Genomic DNA, 22,069 nt, shown 5'->3' with positions numbered 1-22,069 from the left:
CCGCGCAATAGCCTCGCCGCGTTCAATCCGCGGGCAAAGCCGCGAACCGCGCGGCCAAAAAATCCAGCAAGGCCCGCACCGAAGGCAGCAGCCCGCGGCGCGAAGCGAACACCGCATGGATGATTTCGCGCCGCGGCGCCCAGCCGGGCAGTACTTCGACCAGCTCGCCGCGCGCGCAATGACCGCCGACCATCATGCGCGGCAACTGCACCACGCCCACGCCCGCGACGGCCGCGGTGCGCAGCGCGAACATGCCCTGCGTGATGAAACGCGGTTGATGATGAATGGAGGCCTGGGCACCATCCGGGCCGTGCAGCGCCCAGACATGGTCGTTCTGCGGCCGGCCCAGGCCCAGGCTCGGCAGGCCCGCGAGATCGGCGGGGTGCTGCGGAACGCCGGTCGCGTCCAATAGCCGCGGACTAGCGACCAGACACTGGTCGCGCTCGCCGAGCACGCGCATCACCAGATCGCTGTCGTCGATAGGCGGCGGGCGCACGCGTATCGCCAGATCCATGCCCTCGCCCACCACGTCCACGCGCCGATTGGTCTCTTCGAGATGCACCTGCACGCGCGGGTACAGCGCCATGAAGTCCGACAGCATGGCAGCCACCTGCGCATCGAGCAGCGCCACCGGACACGCCATGCGCACCGTGCCGCAGGGCTCGGCCTGGGTCAGCGCGATCGCCTCCTCGGCCGCATCGGCCTCGACCAGCATCGCCTTGCAGTGCTGGTAATAGGTCTGGCCGATCTCGGTCACCGCGAAGCGCCGCGTAGAGCGCTGGATCAGGCGCACGCCCAGACGCTCCTCCAGCAGCGCGATGCGCCGGCTGAGCTTGGACTTGGGCACGCCCAGGGCCCGGCCCGCGGGCGCGAAGCCGCCATGCTCGACCACTTGCACGTAGTAATAAAGGTCGTTGAGATCTCTCATGCGTTCATTGTTCCTGAAATAGAACGATGAAGGCAAATATTGGTCACTACCGCATTGGTCGTTCTGGAATTATTCTTTAGCTATGCATTCGAGGCACCGCCTCGTGCCACAGGAGAAATGCCATGAAGAAGATCCTCGGAACCTACAGCGCACCGCGTCCGCACTGGGTGGGCAATGGCTTTCCCGTGCGTTCGCTGTTCAGCTACAGCGGCCACGGCGCGCATCTGAGCCCGTTCCTGCTGCTAGACCACGCGGGCCCGGCGCAGTTCACGCCCACCGACCAGCCGCGCGGCGTGGGCCAGCACCCGCACCGCGGCTTCGAGACCGTGACCATCGTCTATGAGGGCGAAGTCGAACACCGCGACTCCACGGGCGCGGGCGGCCTGATCGGCCCCGGCGACGTGCAGTGGATGACCGCGGCCAGCGGCATCCTGCATGAAGAGTTTCACTCGAAGGCGTTCACCGAACGCGGCGGCACGCTCGAAATGGTGCAGCTGTGGGTCAACCTGCCGGCCAAGGACAAGCTCGCCGCGCCGCGCTATCAGACGCTGCAGGACGCGCAGATTCCGTCGGTGGCCTTGCCCGATGGCGCGGGTCAGGTGCGCGTGATCGCCGGCGCGTTCGACGGCCGGCGCGGCCCGGCGCAGACGTTCACGCCGGTCGATGTATGGGACGTGCGGCTGGGCCAGGGCCGCGCCGCGCGCTTCGATACGCCCGTGGGCCATACGCTGGCGCTGGTGCTGCTGCACGGCACGGTGCTGGTCAACGGCGAGGAAGTGGTGCGCGAAGGCCAGCTGGTGCAGTTCGAGCGCGGCGGCAGCGGCGTGGAAATCGAAGCCAACAGCGATGCGACATTTCTGCTGCTCGGCGGTGAGCCCATTGACGAGCCCATCGTGGGCCATGGGCCGTTCGTGATGAATACCCAGGCAGAAATTGCCCAGGCGATCACGGACTTCAACAGCGGCCGCTTCGGGCAAATGCACGCCTGAGTGATGGGTCGAAGCCCGCCGGGCTCCGACCCGCTGCGCATCAGTTGTGCGCCAGCGCTTTGCGCACTTCGCGCTGGAATTCGTCGCTGGCGCGCAGGCGCTGGTACTCCTGCTGGGCCGCGCCGTATTCCGTCGATTGCAGGCTGTACGAACTGTTCAGCGGCTCGGAGCGGTCCAGGCCGGCACGGCGCCACAGCGCCAGATCGGCAATGACTTCGGCGCGCGCGGTCGCGGCATCGCGCTGGTCCGGGGATTTTTCCTGGGCCTGCGCGGGAAGGATGAAGGCCAGGGAAAGAGTGAGCGCGGTCGCCAGCGACGGGAGAACGCGTGCGGCGATGGCGCGGGAGGCGGGGCTGGAGGTGGTGGCCATTTTGATTTCCTTTTCAGTTGATTTGACTTCTTCGATACCGGAACGTCTTGCAGCAACGCAGAATGAGGCGCTCCTTACGGCGTTGCCTGCCTGGACGGGCTGCGGTTTGGATGTTAGTATCGAAACAATAGTTAGTCAATACTGAAAAGATATGGACTCAAAAAATTTTGCCGAATGCCTTTGCCCTATCGCGCGCAGCCTCAACTTGCTCGGCGACGCATGGACCATGCTGATCCTGCGCGACGCGAACGCGGGCATGACCCGCTTCGAGCAGTTCAAGAAAAGTCTGGGCATAGCGCCCACCATGCTGACCAAACGACTCGCGGCGCTGACCGACGAGAAGTTGCTGGAAAAACGCCAGTACTCCGAGCGGCCGCCGCGCGACGAGTACGTTCTGACCCAGGCCGGCCGAGATTTCCTGCCGGTGCTGCTGCTGATAGGCGCCTGGGGGCGCAAGCACCGCGGCCATGGCGAAATGGTGCGCCTGCTCGACGCCGAGAACGGCACCGACATACAGCCGGTCGCGATCGACGCGGTCACGGGCGCGGCGCTGGGCACGCGCGCCATCAAGGCCGTCTACCCGCAGGAATGACGGCACGGCGCCTCGCGTTGGTGCAGTAAGCGCCAGACGAAAAAAAGCGGCGAATCCACCAGGGATTCACCGCTCGTTTTGCGACCTTGAGGTCGCGGGCCGTGGCAGCTCAGTCAGCCAGCACGACGCCCAGCTTGGCGAGCTTGGACGCGAGCACATCGCGACGGCGCGCGGCCTTGGCCGCGGTGTCGCTGGCCGCCTTGGCGACAGCCGGGCCCTTGGAAGATGCAGCCTGCACCTTGGCGGCCTTGGTGGCGGCCTCGGCGGCGACCTTGCGGTAGCTGGCAATCAGTTCGGCGTGGGCAATGGGTTGGTTCACAGATATTTCCAGGTTCAAAACAACCCGCATTGTGGCGGCAAAACGCGGCCCGCGTTATTTCGCGCGCGCCCGCCCTGCGCGCGCCACTCAATAGGACTTGGGCAAACCCAGCACTTTCTCGGCGATGAAGCACAGGATCAGCTGCGGACTCACGGGCGCCAGGCGCGGAATCCAGGACTCGCGCAGATAGCGCTCCACATGGTATTCCTTGGCATAGCCCATGCCGCCATGCGTGAAGATCGCGTTCTCGCAGGCGTGGTAACAGGCTTCGGCCGCGAGGTACTTGGCGCTGTTGGCTTCGGCCGCGCAGGGCAGATGCTGGTCGTAGAGCCAGGCGGCTTTGTGCACCATCAAATGCGCGGCCTCGAGCTCCATCCAGGATTTGGCCAGCGGGTGCTGTATGCCCTGGTTCTGCCCGATCGGGCGGCCGAACACTTCGCGCTCGTTCGCATAGCCCGCGGCGCGCTGCAGGGCGGCGCGCCCCAGGCCCACGGCCTCGCTGGCGATCAGGATGCGCTCCGGGTTCAGCCCATGCAGGATGTAGCTGAAGCCCTTGCCTTCCTCGCCCACGCGGTCCTCGACCGGAATGCGCAGGCCGTCGATGAACACCTGGTTCGAGTCCACGCACTTGCGGCCCAGCTTCTCGATCTCGCGCACCTCGATCTTGCTGCGGTCCATGTCGGTATAGAACAGGCTCAGGCCTTCGGTGCCCTGGCATTCCTCTATCGGGGTCGTGCGCGCCAGCAGCAGCATCTTGTTGGCCACCTGGGCCGTGCTGATCCAGACTTTCTGGCCATGGACCACATAGTGGTCGCCGTCGCGCACCGCCCGCGTCCTGAGCTTGAGCGTGTTGAGCCCGGTATTGGGTTCGGTCACGCCAAAGCAGGCGCGGTCCGTGCCGGCGATCAGCGGCGGCAGCCAACGCTGCTTTTGCTCGTCAGTGCCGAACACCACGACCGGGTGCAGGCCGAAGATATTCATGTGCACCGCGGACGCGCCCGACAGACCGGCGCCCGTGGCCGAGATCGTATGCATCATCAGCGCGGCTTCGCTGATGCCCAGGCCCGCGCCGCCATAGGCCTCGGGCATGGCGATTCCCAGCCAGCCCGACGCGGCCAGCGCCTGGTGGAAGTCGTCCGGGAAACCGCCTTCCTGGTCCTTGCGCAGCCAATAGTCGGCATCGAAGGGCGCACAGACGCGCTCGATGGCGTCGCGAATCTGCTCCTGTTCCGAACTCAGTGCGAAGTTCATTGGTCGCCTCCCTGCGCAATGGGACGTATCACCTTGTCGGGCGATTCGCCGTAAGGCGGGCTGTAGATCACCAGCAGCTTGACGGGCGTGTCGCTGGTCACGGTGAAGACATGCATCTGGTCGGCGGGAAAAAAGCAGGTGTCGCCGGCCACCATGTCAAAAGACTGGCCGGCCACCTCGACATGGGCCGTGCCTTCGAGCAGATGGCAGGCCTGCTCTATGCCAGGATGCGCATGGGGCAAGGCGCCGCCGCCTTTGTGCAGCGTGCCCAGCAGCACTTCCATCTGCCGCGCGCCCACGGTCTCGGGGCCGATCAGACGCTGGTTGAAAGTATGGTGGTGATTCGCGGGTTGATAGGCCGGCACATCGGCGGTGCGGACCAGGTAGCTGGGATGAGACATGTGGGGTTTCTTTCAGATATCTGTGCGGCAGGCGCCCTGCGCCAGCAGCGTGTCTATGTGCTGCGGCGCATAGCCGGCTTCTTCCAGCAGTTGCCGCGTGTGCTCTCCCAGGCGCGGCGCCGGAGAAAGCTGCTGGGCGGGCGGCGTCGCCGACCACTTCGTGGGATGGGCCAGCGTATGCATGGGCCCTTCGGTCGGATGCACGGTGTCGCTCACAAAGCCCGTGGCGCGCAGCTGCGGGTTGACCAGCAGGTCCTGCGGGCTGTTCATGGGCATGTTGGGCACGTCGGCCGCGTCCAGCAGCGCACGCCATTCCTGCGTGGTGCGGGCGCGCATCAGGCGCGCGACTTCGGCATAGACCGCGTCGATGTGGGCGGCGCGCGCGCTGTGCGTCGCGAACCGCGGATCGCGCGCCAGTCCTTCGGACTCGCCTATGGCGGCAAAGAAGCGCTGCCAATGCTGGTCGTTGTAGATCAGCACGCACAGCATGCCGTCGCGCGTCGCATAGGGCTTGCGGTGCGGCGTCAGCAGCCGCGCGTAGCCGGGCTTGCCGATAGGCGGCGCGAACGTCAGGCCCGCCATGTGATCGCCCAGAATGAACTGCGCCATGGCTTCGAACATCGGCACGACCACGGCCTGGCCCAGGCCCGACTGGCCGCGCGCATAGAGCGCCGCGGTCACGGCATAGACCGTGTGCAGGCCGGTCACGCGGTCGGCCAGCGTGGTCGGCATATAGGCCGGCTCGGGCGCGCCGTACTGCTCCATCAGCCACGGCACTCCGGTCGCGCCCTGGATCAGGTCGTCGTAGGCCGGGCGCGCGGCATCGGGCCCGTCCTGGTCGAAGCCGCAGCAGCTCACATGGATGATGCGCGGGCTGCGCTGGCGCACGGCTTCATAGTCCATTCCCAGCCGCGCCAGCGCCTGGGGCCGCACATTGCTGATGAACACGTCGCAGCTTTCGGCCAGCTTGAGCGCGGCTTCACGGCCCTCCGGCTGCTTGAGGTCGAGCACTATGCTTTTCTTGCCCGCATTCGCATGCAGGAAGATGGGCCCCATGCCCGCATGCCGCATGGGGCCGACATGGCGCATGTTGTCGCCTTCGGGCGTCTCGACCTTGATGACTTCGGCGCCCAGCTGCGCCAGGATCTGGGTCGCGAACGGCCCCATCACGACCGAAGTCAGGTCCAGCACCTTGACGCCGGCCAGCGGCCCCGAGGCGGCGGTGGAATGCAATGCGGCCATGGTCATTCCGCGCGTATGCCGGCCTGCTTGACCAGCGCGCTCCAATGCGCGAGCTGGTCGACCACATACTTGGCGAATTCCTCGGGCGTCCTGGTGGGCCAGGTTTCAAAGCCCAGCTGGCTCAGCGACTTCTGCACCTCCTTGTCGGCCAGCACTTCCTGCAGTTCCGCGTTCAGCTTGTCGACGACAGGCTTGGGCATGCCGGCCGGCCCGAAGATGCCGTTCCACGATGTCAGATCGAAGCCCGGCACCTCCTTGACGATGGGCACGGCATGGGGCACCGACTTCAGCGACTCCTTGGTGGTCACGCCCAGCACGCGCACGCTGCCCGCATTGATCATTCCCATGCCCGACCCCAGATCGACGACATACATCTGCACGGTGCCGCCAATCAGATCGGTCAGCGCCTGCGGGCTCGATTTGTAGGGAATCGCCATCACATCCAGGCCGGCGATGCGCTTGATGGTTTCGGACGCCACCAGCGAAGTGCTGTTGGGCGTGGCATAGGAAAACTTTCCGGGATGGGACTTGACCTGCTCTATCCATTCCTTGAGCGACCTGGCCGGGTCGTTCTTGTTCACCACCAGCGCAAACGGCAGCTCGCCCACGCGCGCCACCGGCGTGAAATCCTTGATCGGGTCGTACTTGAGATTGGCGATCAGGCTGGGGTTGGCCGAGTGCGAGGTGTTGGTGGTCATGAACAAGGTGTAGCCGTCGGGCTTGGCCTTGGCGACGAACTGCGCGGCGATCTGCGCGTTGGCGCCCGCGCGGTTGTCGACCAGCACCGGTTGCTTCAAGCGCTCGCCCAGCTTCTTGGCGACGATGCGCGCCACCGCATCGGTGCCGCTGCCGGCCGCGAACGGCACGACCAGCGTGACCGGCGCCGAAGGATAGCTCTGGGCGATTGCCGCTGAAACCGCGAGCAGGCCGGCCGCCAAGGCCAGCGCACGAGGAAAGATTTTCATGCCGTGTCTCCTGTTGTAATTTGAATGCGCACCGTCTCGTCAATCGATGCGTATCCATCTTCCCCGGCACAACCATTCGCGTCCAATCTCTATTTTGGCTAGAGTGATTCTTTTTGAGAATCGTTGAAGGCGCCTGCGCCTTCGATCGCCCTGCCCCATGAAGCTTCACTTTCTTCGCTACTTCGTCGTCCTCGCAGAAGAGCTGCATTTCGGGCGCGCGGCCGGCAAGCTCGCGATCACGCAGCCGCCGCTGAGCAGCGCCATCAAGTCGCTCGAAGAGGAACTGGAGGTCAAGCTGCTGATTCGCGACAGCAAGCATGTAGAGCTGACCCAGGCCGGCGAAGCCTTTCTGGAAGAAGCGCGCCAGGTGCTGGAACAGGTGGCACGGGCGTCGAGCGTGGCCAGGATCGTCGGCCGGGGAATGCGCGGCCGGCTGGAAATCGGCATGACCGGCTCGCAGGTCTACCGCGAAGTGCCGGCCATCGTCAGGCAGTTCAATGTGCAAACGCCCGATGTAGATGTGGTGCTCAAGGAGATGTCGAGCGCCGAACAGGTGAACGAACTGCTGCGCGGCCAGATCCACGCGGGTTTCGTGAATGCTTCCACCGTGGCGCCACAGCTCGCGTTTCTTCCTCTGGAGGAAGATGCGTTCCTGCTGTGCCTGCCCGAGGACCATCCGCAGGCGCAGTGCGAATCGATAGAGCTCAAACAGCTGGCCCACGAGCGCTTTGTGATGTTCTCGCGCGATGTCGCCCCGGCCAACTATGACAACGTGATCGCCATCTTCTCGCGCGCGGGCATACACCCCAAGTTAGCGCATGCGGCGCGCCAATGGCTCACCATCGTGGCGATGGTCGCCAACGGCCTGGGGGTTTCGGTCGTGCCCAGGTCATTGGCGCGTTCGCGCGTGCATGGCGTCAGGTTCGTGGAAATCAGCGGCGAGCAAGTGTTGGCGCCGGCGATGCTGATATGGAATCCCGCGTACTGCCCGCCCACGCTGCGCAGCTTCATAGAGTGCGCGCAAAGCGTTCTGCAGCGAAGCTAGCGCCGGGACTTATTGCAGCGCGCCGCTGGACAGGTCCATGACCATGCGCGTGGCCAGATAAAGGCGCGGCACGATGGTGCTGATCAGCACATATTCGGCGTCGTTGGAATGCGCGCCGAAGCTGGTCAGGCCCATGCCTTCGACCACGGCGCCGCGGGTCTTGAGGCCCGCAAACGCAGCGTCGGTGCCCCCGCCCGTGGCTTCGGCCACCACCGACAGCGGCAGGCCGATTTCCTGGTAGATCTGCTTGCCATGCTCGGCGACGCGGCGCGAGACCGGCGTGGCTTCGAGCGGCGGGCGGCGCACTTCGAACTTCACCTGCACCTTGGAGTCGGGCAGCAGCTTGTTCTGCACCTTGGCCTGGAGCTGCTTGTCGAGCGCGTCGAAGTCGGACACCTTGAGCGCGCGCGCGTCGGCCTGAGCCCTGGCCTGGGCCGGAATCACGTTGCGGTTGGTGCCGGCGCTGGCCACGGTCCAGTTGAGCTTCAGGCCTTGCGCGGGCTTGGACAGCTCCTTCATCTGCAGCAGCTGGTGCGACAGCTCGTACAGCGCGTTCACGCCCTTCTCGGGCGATGCGCCCGCATGCGAAGCCTTGCCGTCGACCGTGAGATACGCCGCGCCAATGCCGCTGGTCGCCAGGCGCAGCGCGCCGGTCGCGCCGCCGCCTTCGAACGAGAACACCGCGTCCTGATCGGCCGCGATGCGTGTGATGGTGCCGCGCGCGCCGGGCGAGCTGATTTCCTCGTCGCCGTTGATCAGCACGTTGAGCGTGCCGTAGTCCTTGAAGTCCAGCTGCTGCAGCATGCCCACGGTATGGATGATGGTCGCCACGCCCTGCTTGTCGTCGCCAATGCCCAGGCCGTAGGCCTTGTCGCCATCGATGCGAAACGGCTGGTCCTTGAGCATGCCCTGCAGGTAGACGGTGTCCATGTGCGCGATGAACATGATCTTCTTCGTGCCCTGGCCCTGGAAGGTGGCGTGCACCACGGGGCCGACTTTTTCGGGCGTGTCGTCGAGCCGGTAGATGTCGGTGGGTCGCAGGATCTCCACCGTACCGCCGCGCTGGCGCAACTGGCTGGCAATCAAGGCCGCGATCTTGTCCAGGCCTTCGAGGTCCTTGCTGCCCGACTCGATATGCACCAGATCGCGCAGCGTGTCGAGCAGCGGCTGCTGCTCCTTCTGCGCCAGCGCATGCACGGCGGCATGCGGGCCGGACGGGGCCTGGGCCTGGGCCAGCGTGGCGACCAGGGCCAGCGAGGCAATGACGGGACCGGCGAACATACGAATGGACATGGATGCGACCCTTGCGCTATGGGTGGAAAAAGAAAGTGCCACCCGCCAGATTACTCCACCTGCACCGGTGTCGCCGCCGATCCCGCGAGCAGGCCGCCGTCGATGTTGAATTCGCTGCCCGTGATGTAGGTCGCGTCGTCGCAGGCCAGCAGCAAGGCCATGGCCGCGACTTCCTCGGGCAGACCGAAGCGGCGCAGCGGCGTGTCGCGCACCAGCGCCGCCATGCGCGCCGCGCGGTCATCGCCCGTGCCCAGCATGGGCTCCCAGATCGGCGTCAGAATCGCCGCGGGATGGATGGAGTTGCAGCGCACCTTGAGGCCTTGCTCGGCGCAGTACAGCGCAACGGTCTTGCTGTGGTTGCGCACCGCGGCCTTCGACGAGGCATAGGCCGCGGCGCCGGGAATGCCCACCAGGCCCGAACGCGAAGAGATGTTGATGATGGATCCCGTGCGCTGCGCGCGCATGGAGCGGATCGCGTATTTGCAGCCCAGGAACACGCCATCGAGATTGGTGCGATGCACCGCCTGCCAATCCGCAAGGCTGGCATTCTCGGGGTCGTGCGCGACCGCGCCCTGCTCGAAGCCCGTGATGCCTGCGTTGTTCACCAGCACGTCGAGCCGGCCGCGCTCGCCCAGCGCCTGGGCCGTCACGCGCTGCCAGTCGTCTTCGCTGCGCACGTCGAGCGGCAGGTAGCGCGCCTGGTCGCCCAAGGCGCGGGCAAGGTCCGCGCCGGGCCCATCGTTGATGTCGGTGAGATAGACAAAGCCGCCCGCATCGACGAAGGCACGCGCGATCGCCGCGCCGATTCCCTGGGCCGCGCCCGTGATGAGGGCGGTCTTGGAATGGAGCTTGCCGGTCATTTCGCCACCCCGCGCAGGAAGACCTGCTCCACCATCGCCGGCAGCGCTGCGCGCGCGACCCGGCCGCGGCGCTCGGCATCGACCAGGCCTATGACCATGGAGAACAGGGTTTCGGTCAGCGCTGCGGCGCTGATGTCGATGCGGAATGCGCCTTCCTGCTGGCCGCGCAGGAAGAACGCATCGACCGCCGCATCGAACGCCGTCCAGGTCTCTACGCCGCGCGGGTCCTGCATCGAATCGGGCTTCCAGTAATAGGTCAGGAACGCCGTGAGTTCCTTGTGCACCAGCTGGCCCTGAATCAGGCGGCGCAAGGCATCCACTGCGGGGCCGTTGTTCAGCTCGGCCTCATCGATGGAGCGGCGCAGGCGGCTAGCGCTGTGGTCGAACAGTCGTTCTATCAGCTGCTCGCGCGTCTTGCAGAAGCGGTAGAGCGTGGCCTTGCTCACGCCTATGGCCTTGGCCAGCTCCTGCAGCGTGGCGCGCGGGTGATCGACCATGGCCAGCGCCAGCGCGGCCAGCGTCTTCTCGTCTTCCACGGGAGAGGCAAGCGAATTCATCGGGGACTCCAGGCTGCGAAAGCACCTGCGCAGCGCCAGCTGCGCCAGTGCTCCTTGATTCAAATTGCCTTCATTTTAAGTGACTTGTCTATCAAGCCGTTGAATTTGCAACAACAAAAGTCCTTATGAATCATTTATGATTCATTTGACCTCATAGAATGCCAATTGAATTTCAATCACTCAGAGGTTTTCATGATGTGCAAGGGTCGAGTAGGTCCGCTCGCAGCGGGCTTGGCTGCAATCGTTTTGGTCAGTGGATGCAGTCGCGAGGCGCCGGACGCCGCGCCGCCGCCGCCCGCACAGGTGGAGACCGTCGCGGTCCAGCCGCGCGCGCTGGAAATGACCGAGGAATATCCGGGCCGCATCACGCCCGCGCGCGTGGCCGAAGTGCGCGCGCGTGTCGCGGGCATCGTGCTGAGCCGGCATTTCGAGGAAGGCGCCGATGTCAAGGCCGGGCAGTTGCTGTTTCGCATAGATCCCGCGCCGCTGAACGCGGCATTGCGCCGCGCCCAGGGCGAGCTCGCGCGCACGGAAGCCGCGCTGGCCGAAGCCCAGGCGGTGTTCAAGCGCTACGAGCCGCTGGTGAAGATGCAAGCCGTGAGCCAGCAGGATTTCGACACTGCGAGCGCCACGTTCAAGAGCGCCCAGGCGGCACGCCTGTCCGCACTCGCCGATGTAGAAACCGCGCAGCTCAACCTCGACTACGCGACGGTCAAGGCGCCGATTTCCGGCCGCATAGGCCGCTCGCTGGTGACCGAAGGCGCGCTCGTGGGCCAGGGCGAGACCACGGCGCTGGCGACCATACAGCAGCTGCACCCCATCTACGCCGACTTCACCCAGCCCGTGGCCCAGGCCTTGCGCCTGCGCGACGCGGTCGGCAACGGCCAGCTCACGCGCGGCGCGGCGGCGCAGGCCGGCCGGATCACCGCCACGGTCGAAGGCACGGACAAGGTGCGTGAAGGCCAGCTGAAGTTCTCCGACATCGCGGTGGACCCGACCAGCGGGCAAATCCTGGTGCGCGGCGAGTTCGCCAACCAGGACGGCCTGCTGCTGCCCGGCATGTATGTGCGCGTCACCACGCGCCAGGGCGTGAATCCCCAGGCCGTGCTGGTGCCGCAGCGCGCGATCAAGCGCAGCACCGACAACAAGCCCCAGGTCTTCGTGGTCACCGAGGGCGATGTGGCCGATGTGCGGCTGGTGCAGACCGGAGCGATGTATGGCTCGGAATGGCTGATCACCGAAGGCCTCAAGGCCGGCGAGCGCGTGATCGTCGGCGGGCCGGCCGTGAACCCCGGAGACAAGGTGACGCTGGCCGCGCCCCCAGCCGCTGCCGCGCCCGCGCGCGCAGGCCAGTAAGGCGCAAGCGCCTGCCTGCAATCCCAAGGATAGACAATGCCCAATTTCTTCATTGGCCGGCCCAACTTTGCCTGGGTCGTGGCCATTTTCATCACGCTCGCCGGCGTGCTGGCGATACCGTCGCTGCCGGTGTCGCAGTTTCCTGTCGTCGCTCCGCCGCAGATTTCCATCCTGGCCACCTACCCAGGCGCCTCGGCGTCAACCCTGGTGGATTCGGTCACCAGCGTTCTGGAGGAAGAGCTCAACGGTGCGACCCACCTGATGTACTACGAGTCGTCGAGCAGCTCGAACGGCACGGCCGAAATCACCGCCACCTTCCAGCCCGGCACCGCGCCCAACCTGGCCCAGGTCGACGTGCAGAACCGGCTCAAGAAGGCCGAGTCGCGCCTGCCCGCGGCCGTGACGCAGCAGGGCCTGCAGGTCGACCAGGCGAACGCCGGCTTTCTGCTGATCTATGCGCTCACCTACAAGGGCGATGACACGCACAAGGACGTCGTAGGCCTGTCTGACTACGCGGCGCGCAGCATCAACAACGAGCTGCGCCGCCTGCCGGGCGTGGGCAAGCTGCAGTTCTTCAGCTCCGAAGCCGCGATGCGGATCTGGATAGATCCGCAGAAGCTGCTGGGCTATGGCCTGTCGGTCGACGACGTCAACAGCGCAATTGCCGCGCAGAACGTGCAGGTGCCCGCGGGCAGCTTCGGCAGCCGCCCGGGCTCGGCCGAGCAGGAACTCACGGCAACGATTGCCGTCAAGGGCATGCTGGAGACGCCCCGGGAGTTCGAGCGCATCGTGCTGCGCGCCAATGTCGACGGTTCCACCGTGCGGCTGTCGGACGTCGCGCGGCTGGAAATCGGCCGCCAGGACTATGGCTTCGACACCGTACTCGACGGTAAGAAGGCGGTTTCGGGCGCGATTCAGCTCGCGCCCGGCGCCAATGCCATCGCCACGGCCAAGGCGGTGCGCGAGCGGCTGCAGGAGCTGTCGGCCGGGTTTCCCGCGGACGTCGAATACTCCATTCCCTACGACACCTCGCTGTTCGTCGACGTGGCGATCGAAAAGGTGATCCACACGCTGATCGAGGCCGTGGTGCTGGTGTTCCTGGTGATGTTCCTGTTCCTGCAGAACCTGCGCTACACCTTGATTCCGACCATCGTCGTGCCCGTGTGCCTGCTGGGAACGTTCGCGGTCATGTCGCTGCTGGGCTTTTCGATCAACATGATGACGATGTTCGGCATGGTGCTGGCCATCGGCATTCTGGTCGACGACGCCATCGTGGTGGTGGAGAACGTCGAGCGCATCATGGCCGAGGAAGGGCTGTCGCCGCGCGACGCCACGATCAAGGCCATGCAGCAGGTCAGCGGGGCCATTGTCGGCATCACGCTGGTGCTGGCGGCGGTGTTCCTGCCGCTGGCGTTCATGAGCGGCTCGGTGGGCGTGATCTACCAGCAGTTCTCGCTGTCGCTGGCGGTGTCCATCATGTTCTCGGGCTTTCTGGCGCTGACGCTGACGCCCGCGCTGTGCGCCACGCTGCTCAAGCCGATTGCCAAAGGCCACCACGCGGAAAAGAAAGGCTTCTTCGGCTGGTTCAACCGCCTCTTCGGCCGGCTGACCGACCGCTTCGAAGCGCTCAACCACAGGCTGGTGCGCCGCGCCGGCCGCTACATGGTCGTCTATGTGGCCATCGTCGCCGTGCTGGGCGTGCTGTACGTGCGCCTGCCCGAATCGTTCGTGCCGGTCGAAGACCAGGGTACGCTGATCATCGACATGCAGTTGCCGCCGGGCGCGACCCATGGCCGCACCCAGGCGCTGGTCGACGATGTGGAGAAGTACCTGCTGTCGCGCGAAGGCGTGGATTCGGCGTTCTCGGTGCTGGGCTTCAGCTTCTCGGGCACTGGCCAGAACGCGGCGATCGCGTTTCCCACGCTCAAGGACTGGTCGCAACGCGGCGCGGGCCAGTCGGCCATGGACGAAGTCGCGGCCTTGAACGAACGCTTTGCCAGCGTGCCCGACGGCGCCGTGATGGCGGTGTCGCCGCCGCCCATCGAAGGCCTGGGCAATTCGGGCGGCTTCGCGCTGCGCCTGCAGGACCGCGGCGGCCTGGGCCGCGAGGCGCTCAACGCCGCGCGCGACCAGCTGCTGCAGCAGGCCAACACCTCGCCCGTGATCGCCTACGCGATGATGGAAGGCCTGCAGGACGCGCCCCAGCTGCGCCTCGACGTGGACCGCGACAAGGCCCAGGCGCTGGGCGTGGGCTTCGATGCCGTGCGCACGGCGATCTCCACGGCCTATGGCTCGGCCACAGTCAACGACTTCGCCAACGCGGGCCGGCTGCAGCGCGTGGTCGTGCAGGCCGACGTGAAGGACCGCATGACGCCCGAAAAGGTGCTGGAGCTCAGCGTCGCCAACCGCGACGGCCGGCTGGTTCCGCTCAAGTCGTTCGTGACCACGGCCTGGGAAAGCGGCGCGGTGCAGATCTCGCGCTACAACGGCTATCCCGCGATCAAGATCAGCGGCGACGCGGCGCCGGGCAGCAGCACGGGCCAGGCCATGGCCGAGCTCGAACGCATGATTGGCGAGCTGCCCGCGGGCATTGGCTACGAATGGACCGGCCTGTCGTACCAGGAAAAGCTCGCGGGAGCGCAGGCGCCCTTCCTGTTCACGCTGGCCATTCTGGTGGTGTTCCTGCTGCTGGTGGCGCTCTACGAGAGCTGGGCCATTCCCGTCTCGGTGATGCTGATCGTGCCCATTGGCGCGCTGGGCTCGGTGCTCGCGGTGAGCATTCTGGGAATGTCCAACGATGTGTACTTCAAGGTCGGGCTGATCACCGTGATCGGTCTGGCCGCGAAGAACGCGATCCTGATCATCGAGTTCGCCAAGGACTTGATGGCGCAAGGCCACTCAGTAGTCGATGCCGCGCTGCGTGCCGCGAAGCTGCGCTTTCGGCCCATCGTCATGACGTCGCTGGCCTTCATCCTGGGCGTGGTGCCGCTGGTCATCGCCTCGGGCGCGGGCGCGGCGAGCCAGCGCTCGATAGGCACGGGCGTCATCGGCGGCATGCTCAGCGCCACGCTGCTGGGCGTGGTCTTCGTTCCCATCTTCTTTGTCTGGGTGCTGTCGCTGGCGGCACGCAGGAAACCGGCAGCCGACGCACAGGCCCACACCGAGGCCCGCTCGGCAGCGGAGTGATATCGTGAAACAGTACTTCAAGACCCCTACTGCAACGCCAGCCGCCCTGGCCGCGGCGCTGTTCATCGCGGGCTGCTCCATGGCTCCCGTCCATGAGCGCCCGGCCGCGCCCATTCCCACCAGTTGGGCCCAGCCCGTCAGCGCCAATGCGCTGACGGCGCCAGCCCCGCTCGACTGGGAAACGTTCGTCACCGACGAAAGCCTGCGCCAGACCATTGCGCTGGCCCTGGCCCACAACCGCGACCTGCGCCAGACGCTGCTCAACATCGACGTCGCGCGCGCGCAGTACCGCGTACAGCGCGCCGACCGCCTGCCCGGCCTGGGGCTGCAGGCCGACGGCACGCGCCAGCGCTCGCCGGCTGATGTCTCGGCCGCGGGCGTCGCCGGCACGCAGGGCACTTACCAGGTCGGCCTGGGAATGACCGCGTTCGAGCTCGACCTGTTCGGCCGGGTACGCAACCTGTCGGATGCCGCGCTGCAGCAATACCTTGCCGTGGAGCACAGCGCGCAGGCCGCGCGCATCAGCCTCGTGGGCGAAGTGATGCAGGCCCATGTCACGCGAGGCGGCGCCCAGCGCCGGCTCGCCTGGACGCAAAAGACACTGCATTCACGCCAGGCTTCGCTGCAGCTGGTCGCGCAGCGCCGCGAGGCCGGCGCGGCCTCGGCGCTCGACTACCAGGAGGCGCTGGGACTGCAGGCCCAGGCCCAGGCGGAACGCGAGCGCATGGAGCGCGAAGCACGCCAGGCCGACAATGCGCTGCGGCTGCTGGTGGGCAGCGCCGATGCGGCCTTGCCCGCGCCGCGCGCGCAGAGCACCATGCTCGTGCAGGACATCGCCGTCGCGGCGCCGTCCGCGCTGCTCGAACGCCGGCCCGACATTCTGGCGGCCGAGCATGAACTGCGCGCGCGCAATGCCGACATAGGCGCGGCGCGCGCGGCGTTCTTTCCGCGCATCTCGCTGACCGGGATGTTCGGCTCGTCGAGCGCCGAGCTGTCGGGGCTGTTCGAATCGGGATCGCGTTCGTGGTCCTTCACGCCGCAACTGGTGCTGCCGCTCTTCGACGGCGGGCGCAACCGCGCCAACCTCGACCTGGCCCAGGTGCGCAAGAATATCGCCGTAGCCAAATACGAAGGCACGATACAGACCGCGTTCCGCGAAGTCTCGGACGCGCTCGCCGCGACCGACACGCTGCGCCGCGAAGAGGTGTCGCGCCTGGCGTTGGCGCGCAGCAGCGACGAGGCCTTGCGCCTGTCCGAAGCGCGCTACCGCGGCGGAGTGGACAGCCATCTGCGCTACCTCGAAGCCCAGCGCAGCGCGTTCAGCCACCAGCTGAGCGCGATCGAGGTCGGCACCCAGCGCCAGCTGGCGCTGGTTCAGCTGTTCAAGGCGCTGGGCGGCGGCTGGTCTGGCCAGCCGCTGTCCCACGCGAGCTGAAGCTGAGTCAATCCAGCTTCACATTCGCCGCCGCCACCAGCGCCTTCCATGCCGGCGCGTCGCGCTGGTAGGCTTCGCGGAACGCCTGCGGCGTGCCCATCACCCCGAGGCCGCCGGTGTTGACCAGCTGCTCCTGCACCTTGGGGTCCTGGGCCAGCTCCTTGACCAGGCTGGAGAGCTGGGCCACCACGTCGGCGGGAAGGCCCGCGGGCGCGCCCATGCCTATCCAGCCGACCACCGAATAGGCGGAGTCGGTCAGGCCCTGCTCATGCAGGGTCGCGACCTTGGGCAAGGTGGGCGCGCGCTCGCGGCCCACGAGGCCTATGGCCTTGAGCCGGCCCGCGTCGACAAAGGGCTTGGCGCCGGCCACGCCCGCGAAACACAGCTGCAGCTGCCCACCCAGCAGGTCCTGCAGCATGGGCGCCTCGCCCTTGTAGGCGACATGCGTCATGTCGGCGCCCGTCATCTTGCTCAGATAGGCGCCGACCAGATGCGCTTGCGAACCCTGGCCCCAGGAGCCATACGACAACTTGCCCTTGTTGGCCTTCACGTACTCCAGCAGCTCCTGCATGTTGTTGGCCGGCACCGAAGGGTGAACGGCCAGCACGATGGGCGCGGTGGCGATCTGGGTGATGAGTTCGAGATCCTTTTCGGGGTTGTAGGGCAGCTTGGAATAGAGGTACTGGTTGACCATCATCGACGTCGACAGCGACACCAGCAGCGTATGGCCGTCGGCGGGCGCGCGCGCCACGGCGTCCGTGCCCAGAATGCCGGACGCGCCGCCGCGGTTGTCCACCAGCACGGGCTTGCCCAGGCGCTTGCTCATGCCGTCGGCCAGCGTGCGCGCGACCACATCGGTGCTGCCGCCCGCGTTGTAGGGAACGATGATGCGAATGGGCTTGGACGGCCACGCGGCCTTGCTGCTCTGCGCCTGGGCGCTGCCCAGAACGCCGGCACCGGTCCATGCGGCCGCGCCTTGCAGCAGCGTGCGGCGATTCAACGAAGAAAAGTTCATAAGGTGGTCTCGATGGTGCAAAGGGGGGGATCGAATCAGGCAAGGCGGCATCAGGCCGCGGCTTCGCGCTCCTGCAGCACGCGCCACATCACCTTGCCGCTGCCGCTCTTGGGCAGCGCGTCGACGAACACCAGCTGGCGCGGCGCCTTGTAGCTGGCCATGTGTTCGCGGCACCAGTCGAGGATTTCCTGGGCGCTGACCTGGTCCTTGTGCGAGGCGCGCAGCACCACCACGGCCTTGACGGTCTCGCCGCGGTAGCTGTCGCGCGCCGAGATCACGCAGGCTTCCTGCACGGCCGGGTGCTTGAACATCAGCGCCTCGACTTCGGCAGGCCAGACCTTGAAGCCGCTGGCGTTGATCATGCGTTTGAGGCGGTCGGTGATGAAGAAGTAGCCGTCTTCGTCGATGCGGCCCAGATCGCCCGAGCGGAAGAAGCGCTTGCCGTCGATCTCGATGAACGCGGCTTGGGTCGCGTCGGGGCATTTCCAGTAGCCGGCGAACACCTCGGGGCCGTGGATCACGATTTCGCCCTGCTCGCCCTGCGCCACTTCCTGCAGCGTATCGGGGTCGATCACGCGCGCGTCGGTGCTCATGAACGGAATGCCCAGGCATTGCTGCTTGGGCCGGTCAGGCGGATTGCTGTGCGAAGGCGCGGCGGTCTCGGTGAGGCCGTAGCCTTCGATATAGCGCAGGCCGAACTGGTCGAGCAGGCGCTGGGCCACGGCCTGGGGCATGGCCGCGCCGCCGCCGCCGATGTGGCGCAGGCTGGTGAGGTCGTACTGGTCGAAATTGGGGCTGGCCATCAGGTCTATGACCATGGTCGGGATATTGGTCCAGCTCGTGACCTGGTAGCGCGAGATCAGCCGGCCCGCGAGCTCGCGCTCCCAGCGCGGCATCAGCACCAGCGTCGCTCCCAGGCAGATGCTGGTGTGCAGCATGGACACCAGGCCCGTGATGTGGAACATGGGCACCACGCCCAGCACCACCTGCTCGCTGGTCGCATTGCTCCAGATGCCCGACGCCACGGCGTTGTGCATGATGGAACGGTGGGTGTGCATGCAGCCCTTCGGCAGTCCCGTGGTGCCGCTGGTATAGGGCAGAACGCACAGATCGTCGCTGCCCGCGGTATGCGCCGAAGGCGCGGCCGTGCAGGCCAGCGCGGCGTCCCAGGCATGGACCTGGCCTTGCGCCAAGGCCGGCAAGGGATGGCGCGTGAGCAGCCATTCGCGCCATTGCTCGGGCGGCGCATCGGGGCCTTCGATGTCGGCGTCGAACGCATCGCTGAACTGCGTGACCACCAGATGCTGCAAGCCGCTGCCCGCGGGCAAGGCATTGCTGGCCTTGACGAGTTCGAGGGCCAGATCGCCGCTGGTCAGCGCCACTTTGGCGTCGGGATCGGTGATGTAGTGCTGCAGCTCGTCGGCGCGGTTCATGGGGTTGACCGGCACCGCCACCGCGTTGGCGCGCATGATGGCGTAATGCGCGATCACCAGCTGCGGCGAGTTCTGCATCAGCACCACGACGCGGTCGCCCCGGCCCACGCCCAGGCTTTGCAGATAGGCCGCGACGCGCTCCACGTCCGCGGCCAGCTCGCCATAGGTCAGGTGGCGGCCGAAGAACACCAATGCCGTCTTGTCGGGATAGCGCCTGGCATTGACGGCCAGGTTATCCCATACCGACGTGGCTGGAACGGTGATCGAATGGGGCAGCCGGTTGGGCCAGAAAGCGTGATGAGGGCGCATGGATGTTGCTCGCTATGAAACCAGCACCCAGACTAGGCCAGCGCGGGCGCGCTGGCACTAGGAACAGACCTAGGTAAGGGTCACCTGCGCGACCCTCGCCTTGTCAGAACGCGGCCGACAGCTGCAGGTAGACCGTGCGCGGCTGGCCCACGTACAGGCCGCTGTTGTTGTCGTCGAACGAGCGCGTGAAGTAGCGGCGATCGAACAGGTTCTTGATGCCTGCGCCTATGCGCACATTGCTGTAGGCCGGGCCCAGCGAATAGCTGCCGCGGATGTTCCACAGCATGTAGCCCGGAATGCGGCCGTTGTTGCCCGCGGCGGTCTCGGCGACGGTGTTGCGGTTGTCGGCGAACTGGCTCGATTGCAGCGTGCCGTCGATGCCGGCCTTCCACGCTCCGGCCTGGTAGTCGACGCCGAACGCCGCCTTGTGGCGCGGCGAGAACGGCACCTGGTTGCCCTTGTTGGGGCCGTCTTCGAGGATGGATGCATCGACATAGGCATAGCTCGCGTAGACGCCATAGCCCTTCATCGCGCGCAGCGCGCTGCCCAGGTCGTAATGCACCCCGCCTTCGAGGCCCAGATGCCGGGTCTTGCCGCGCGCGTAGACGCTGTTCGACTGCTGGTTGCTTTCGTACTGGTTGCTGAACGTCATGCTGAACAGGCCCAGCTCGGCGCGCAGCGCGCCGTTGTCGTAGCGCGTGCCCACCTCGTACGAGCGCGCCTTCTCGGGCTCCACGCTGCCGCTGGTGACGGCCTTCGCCATCTTGCTGTACTGCACGGTGCCGAACGAGCTGTCGGTGCTCGCGTAGAGGTTCCACTGGTCGTTGACGTAGTACATGACGTTGAGCGCGGGCAGCAGCGGCCGGTACTTGCCCGCGTCGCGCGCGCCGTTCAGCAGGTTCTGCTGCGACGAACGGATCTGCTCTACGCGCACGCCGGGCACGATGGTCCAGTTGCCGATGTTGATGCGGTCGTCGATGAACAGCGCATGGGCCTGGGTCTCGCCCTGGGTGTGGCGGTCGTGCGGGCTGGACTCGCTGGGCAGCGCGGCGGAGCTGCTGGGCAGGCGGTAGCGGAACTCCTCGCTCTGCTCGCTCACATAGCGGTGGCCTACGCCGATTTCATGGCGCGCGCCGGCCCAGCGAAAGCCCTGGGTGAAGCGGGTTTCGATGCCGCGCACCGTGTAGTCACGCGGCGACAGCGAGACAAAGCTGCCCTGGTCGAGATAGCCGCTGCGCAGCGTCTCGGTCTGGAAGGCCAGCACCGACAGCTGGCGCGATGCATCGGGCTTGTATTCATAGCCCGCGCTCACGAGATTGCGATGGCCCCAGAAACGGTCCTTGGGGCGCGTGGACTGGTAAGGGTCGGCGTTGAAGTCGGCGCGCGACAGGCCGCCGGGCATGTCGGCCTCCCCGGTATAGCGCTGCAGCGTGGCCGTGAACTTGTGCGCCGCATTCATGCGGTACTGGGTCTTGAGCATGAAGTCGTCGATGCGCGTGCCGCTGTGCTCGCGCGAATCTTCGCCGCGCACGCCCGAGTACAGCAGCACCGCGCCCAGGCCGCTGTCCAGCGTGCCGCCGGCCATCAGGCTGCTCGTGGTCTTGAGCCCGCCCGAAGCCGCGTGCTCGGTCTGCACGTCGACGCTGGCCGCGGATTTGGCGGGAATCGCGCGCGTCACGAAGTTGACGATGCCGCCCACGTTCTGCGGGCCGTAGCGCACCGCGCCGCCGCCGCGCACCACGTCGACTGCATCCATATTGCCCAGCGACACGGGCGCGAACGACAGCTGGGGCTGGCCGTAGGGCGCGAACGGCACGGGCACGCCGTCCATCAGCACCGTGGAGCGCGCGGCCAGGCGCGGGTTGAGGCCGCGCACGCCGAAGTTCATCGCCATGTCGTGGCTGCCCGTGCCGTTGTTCTCGGGCGCCATCACGCCGGGAATGCGGTTGAGCACTTCACGCATCGCGGTCGCGCCGCCGGCCGTGAAGTCGGCGCGCGTGACCAGATCGCGCGCGCCCGCATGTTCGAACACGCTGGCGGCCGTCGGGTCGGCAAGCCAGTTGCCGACCACGGTCACGCTGTCCATCGCGGCAGCGGCGCCCACCTTGGGCTGGGCGCGCAGGCGCAGGCCGTAAACCTGGCCGCCGCGATCGAAGGCTTCGAGCGGCGTGCCCTGCAGCAGTTGCGCAAAGCCCTGCTGCAGCGTGAAGCGGCCGCGCAGTCCCGCGCTCTGGCGGTCCTGCGTGAGCTGGGCGTCGGCCGACCAGGCAATGCCCGCGCGCTGGGCGAACTGGTTGAGCGTGCTGCCCAGCGGGCCCGCGGGAATGTCGAAGTCCTGCGCGGCGACGGCCGCGCTTTGCGCATGGGCTGTGGTCGCGGCCATGGGCAGGGCCAGCGCGCCCAGGCTGGCAATCATGGCGATGCAGGCATGGCGCAAAGGAGTCAGCGCGGCGGGGGCGGGGAAATGTGAAGGCACGGCAGGGGTTCCAGAAAGAAGTTCCAAGAAGGGTTCACTTCCCATGC

General features: G+C 66.6%; 19 protein-coding genes. 6 read left to right on the top strand and 13 right to left on the bottom strand.

Going from position 1 to position 22,069, the window contains the following annotated elements:
* Positions 1-22: 22 nt before the first annotated feature.
* Complete coding sequence (locus KHY18_RS11315) at positions 23-928, bottom strand: LysR family transcriptional regulator (protein ID WP_213299496.1); 906 nt, start codon at positions 926-928, stop codon at positions 23-25.
* A 122-nt stretch (positions 929-1,050) separates the two neighbouring features.
* Between KHY18_RS11315 and KHY18_RS11310 the strand changes: the two genes are divergently transcribed.
* A complete protein-coding gene (locus KHY18_RS11310; RefSeq protein ID WP_213299493.1) occupies positions 1,051-1,917 on the top strand; it encodes a pirin family protein in 867 nt (288 codons plus the stop codon).
* Positions 1,918-1,957: 40 nt separating this feature from the next.
* Here the strand turns inward: KHY18_RS11310 and KHY18_RS11305 are convergent, their stop codons facing one another.
* Positions 1,958-2,287, bottom strand: coding sequence for a DUF4148 domain-containing protein (locus KHY18_RS11305; RefSeq protein ID WP_213299490.1), 330 nt, complete (start codon positions 2,285-2,287; stop codon positions 1,958-1,960).
* 151 nt (positions 2,288-2,438) lie between these two features.
* On the opposite strand from KHY18_RS11305, the gene KHY18_RS11300 reads away from it, so the two are divergent.
* On the top strand, positions 2,439-2,879 hold the full coding sequence (locus KHY18_RS11300) for a winged helix-turn-helix transcriptional regulator (RefSeq protein WP_213299487.1): 441 nt from the start codon (positions 2,439-2,441) through the stop codon (positions 2,877-2,879).
* A 109-nt stretch (positions 2,880-2,988) separates the two neighbouring features.
* Here the strand turns inward: KHY18_RS11300 and KHY18_RS11295 are convergent, their stop codons facing one another.
* The 5 genes from KHY18_RS11295 to KHY18_RS11275 form a co-directional block, all read right to left on the bottom strand.
* Positions 2,989-3,198: a hypothetical protein gene (locus KHY18_RS11295; protein ID WP_213299484.1), complete on the bottom strand. Its 210-nt coding sequence runs from the start codon at positions 3,196-3,198 to the stop codon at positions 2,989-2,991.
* A gap of 87 nt (positions 3,199-3,285) precedes the next feature.
* Positions 3,286-4,449 (bottom strand): acyl-CoA dehydrogenase family protein, encoded by a 1,164-nt coding sequence (locus KHY18_RS11290; protein WP_213299481.1) that lies wholly within the window; start codon positions 4,447-4,449, stop codon positions 3,286-3,288.
* Positions 4,446-4,850 (bottom strand): cupin domain-containing protein, encoded by a 405-nt coding sequence (locus KHY18_RS11285; protein WP_213299478.1) that lies wholly within the window; start codon positions 4,848-4,850, stop codon positions 4,446-4,448. The genes KHY18_RS11290 and KHY18_RS11285 overlap by 4 nt, the downstream gene beginning before the upstream one ends.
* Before the next feature lie 12 nt (positions 4,851-4,862).
* Positions 4,863-6,092, bottom strand: a complete 1,230-nt coding sequence (locus tag KHY18_RS11280; protein WP_213299475.1) for a CaiB/BaiF CoA transferase family protein — start codon at positions 6,090-6,092, stop codon at positions 4,863-4,865.
* Positions 6,093-6,094: 2 nt separating this feature from the next.
* Positions 6,095-7,057 carry a Bug family tripartite tricarboxylate transporter substrate binding protein gene (locus KHY18_RS11275; protein WP_213299472.1) on the bottom strand — a complete coding sequence of 321 codons (963 nt, stop codon included), beginning with the start codon at positions 7,055-7,057 and terminating at the stop codon, positions 6,095-6,097.
* Between the two features lie 157 nt (positions 7,058-7,214).
* Between KHY18_RS11275 and KHY18_RS11270 the strand changes: the two genes are divergently transcribed.
* Positions 7,215-8,102 carry a LysR family transcriptional regulator gene (locus tag KHY18_RS11270; protein WP_213299469.1) on the top strand — a complete coding sequence of 296 codons (888 nt, stop codon included), beginning with the start codon at positions 7,215-7,217 and terminating at the stop codon, positions 8,100-8,102.
* A gap of 9 nt (positions 8,103-8,111) precedes the next feature.
* On the opposite strand, the gene KHY18_RS11265 is transcribed toward KHY18_RS11270, so the two are convergent.
* The 3 genes from KHY18_RS11265 to KHY18_RS11255 are packed head-to-tail and all read right to left on the bottom strand — an operon-like array spanning position 8,112 to position 10,812.
* Positions 8,112-9,395: a M20/M25/M40 family metallo-hydrolase gene (locus KHY18_RS11265; RefSeq protein ID WP_213299466.1), complete on the bottom strand. Its 1,284-nt coding sequence runs from the start codon at positions 9,393-9,395 to the stop codon at positions 8,112-8,114.
* Positions 9,396-9,445: 50 nt separating this feature from the next.
* The gene (locus KHY18_RS11260; RefSeq protein ID WP_213299463.1) at positions 9,446-10,255 is read right to left on the bottom strand and encodes an SDR family oxidoreductase; all 810 of its coding nucleotides are present in this window, start codon (positions 10,253-10,255) and stop codon (positions 9,446-9,448) included.
* Positions 10,252-10,812, bottom strand: coding sequence for a TetR/AcrR family transcriptional regulator (locus KHY18_RS11255; protein WP_249729056.1), 561 nt, complete (start codon positions 10,810-10,812; stop codon positions 10,252-10,254). The genes KHY18_RS11260 and KHY18_RS11255 overlap by 4 nt, the downstream gene beginning before the upstream one ends.
* Positions 10,813-11,004: 192 nt before the next feature.
* Here KHY18_RS11255 and KHY18_RS11250 point away from each other — a divergent pair, with 192 nt between their 5' ends.
* The 3 genes from KHY18_RS11250 to KHY18_RS11240 are packed head-to-tail and all read left to right on the top strand — an operon-like array spanning position 11,005 to position 16,789.
* Positions 11,005-12,168 (top strand): efflux RND transporter periplasmic adaptor subunit, encoded by a 1,164-nt coding sequence (locus KHY18_RS11250; RefSeq protein WP_213299460.1) that lies wholly within the window; start codon positions 11,005-11,007, stop codon positions 12,166-12,168.
* A 36-nt stretch (positions 12,169-12,204) separates the two neighbouring features.
* Entirely contained in the window at positions 12,205-15,354 is a 3,150-nt protein-coding gene (locus KHY18_RS11245) for a multidrug efflux RND transporter permease subunit (RefSeq protein WP_213299457.1), read from the top strand.
* 4 nt (positions 15,355-15,358) lie between these two features.
* Positions 15,359-16,789 (top strand): efflux transporter outer membrane subunit, encoded by a 1,431-nt coding sequence (locus KHY18_RS11240; protein WP_349630281.1) that lies wholly within the window; start codon positions 15,359-15,361, stop codon positions 16,787-16,789.
* Between the two features lie 7 nt (positions 16,790-16,796).
* On the opposite strand, the gene KHY18_RS11235 is transcribed toward KHY18_RS11240, so the two are convergent.
* From KHY18_RS11235 to fecA, 3 genes are all read right to left on the bottom strand, one after another.
* Positions 16,797-17,804, bottom strand: a complete 1,008-nt coding sequence (locus KHY18_RS11235) for a Bug family tripartite tricarboxylate transporter substrate binding protein (protein WP_213299454.1) — start codon at positions 17,802-17,804, stop codon at positions 16,797-16,799.
* Positions 17,805-17,854: 50 nt separating this feature from the next.
* Positions 17,855-19,546, bottom strand: a complete 1,692-nt coding sequence (locus KHY18_RS11230; protein ID WP_213299451.1) for a long-chain fatty acid--CoA ligase — start codon at positions 19,544-19,546, stop codon at positions 17,855-17,857.
* Between the two features lie 103 nt (positions 19,547-19,649).
* On the bottom strand, positions 19,650-22,022 hold the full coding sequence (gene fecA, locus KHY18_RS11225) for a TonB-dependent Fe(3+) dicitrate receptor FecA (protein WP_349630280.1): 2,373 nt from the start codon (positions 22,020-22,022) through the stop codon (positions 19,650-19,652).
* Positions 22,023-22,069: the final 47 nt, after the last annotated feature.

The organism is Acidovorax sp. CCYZU-2555 (assembly GCF_018413525.1).
Lineage (GTDB): Bacteria > Pseudomonadota > Gammaproteobacteria > Burkholderiales > Burkholderiaceae_C > Comamonas.
Note: the sequence above shows the minus strand (reverse complement) of the source record. Positions and strands in the feature narration are given on the sequence as shown.

Excerpts from the sequence above, each read along its gene's own strand:
- KHY18_RS11275 (WP_213299472.1), bottom strand. The coding sequence starts at position 7,057 with ATGAAAATCTTTCCTCGTGCGCTGGCCTTGGCGGCCGGCCTGCTCGCG.
- KHY18_RS11245 (WP_213299457.1), top strand. The coding sequence starts at position 12,205 with ATGCCCAATTTCTTCATTGGCCGGCCCAACTTTGCCTGGGTCGTGGCC.
- KHY18_RS11300 (WP_213299487.1), top strand. The coding sequence starts at position 2,439 with ATGGACTCAAAAAATTTTGCCGAATGCCTTTGCCCTATCGCGCGCAGC.
- KHY18_RS11270 (WP_213299469.1), top strand. The coding sequence starts at position 7,215 with ATGAAGCTTCACTTTCTTCGCTACTTCGTCGTCCTCGCAGAAGAGCTG.
- KHY18_RS11280 (WP_213299475.1), bottom strand. The coding sequence starts at position 6,092 with ATGGCCGCATTGCATTCCACCGCCGCCTCGGGGCCGCTGGCCGGCGTC.
- KHY18_RS11235 (WP_213299454.1), bottom strand. The coding sequence starts at position 17,804 with ATGAACTTTTCTTCGTTGAATCGCCGCACGCTGCTGCAAGGCGCGGCC.
- KHY18_RS11230 (WP_213299451.1), bottom strand. The coding sequence starts at position 19,546 with ATGCGCCCTCATCACGCTTTCTGGCCCAACCGGCTGCCCCATTCGATC.
- KHY18_RS11290 (WP_213299481.1), bottom strand. The coding sequence starts at position 4,449 with ATGAACTTCGCACTGAGTTCGGAACAGGAGCAGATTCGCGACGCCATC.
- KHY18_RS11305 (WP_213299490.1), bottom strand. The coding sequence starts at position 2,287 with ATGGCCACCACCTCCAGCCCCGCCTCCCGCGCCATCGCCGCACGCGTT.
- KHY18_RS11310 (WP_213299493.1), top strand. The coding sequence starts at position 1,051 with ATGAAGAAGATCCTCGGAACCTACAGCGCACCGCGTCCGCACTGGGTG.
- KHY18_RS11250 (WP_213299460.1), top strand. The coding sequence starts at position 11,005 with ATGATGTGCAAGGGTCGAGTAGGTCCGCTCGCAGCGGGCTTGGCTGCA.
- KHY18_RS11265 (WP_213299466.1), bottom strand. The coding sequence starts at position 9,395 with ATGTCCATTCGTATGTTCGCCGGTCCCGTCATTGCCTCGCTGGCCCTG.
- KHY18_RS11285 (WP_213299478.1), bottom strand. The coding sequence starts at position 4,850 with ATGTCTCATCCCAGCTACCTGGTCCGCACCGCCGATGTGCCGGCCTAT.
- KHY18_RS11315 (WP_213299496.1), bottom strand. The coding sequence starts at position 928 with ATGAGAGATCTCAACGACCTTTATTACTACGTGCAAGTGGTCGAGCAT.
- KHY18_RS11255 (WP_249729056.1), bottom strand. The coding sequence starts at position 10,812 with ATGAATTCGCTTGCCTCTCCCGTGGAAGACGAGAAGACGCTGGCCGCG.
- KHY18_RS11260 (WP_213299463.1), bottom strand. The coding sequence starts at position 10,255 with ATGACCGGCAAGCTCCATTCCAAGACCGCCCTCATCACGGGCGCGGCC.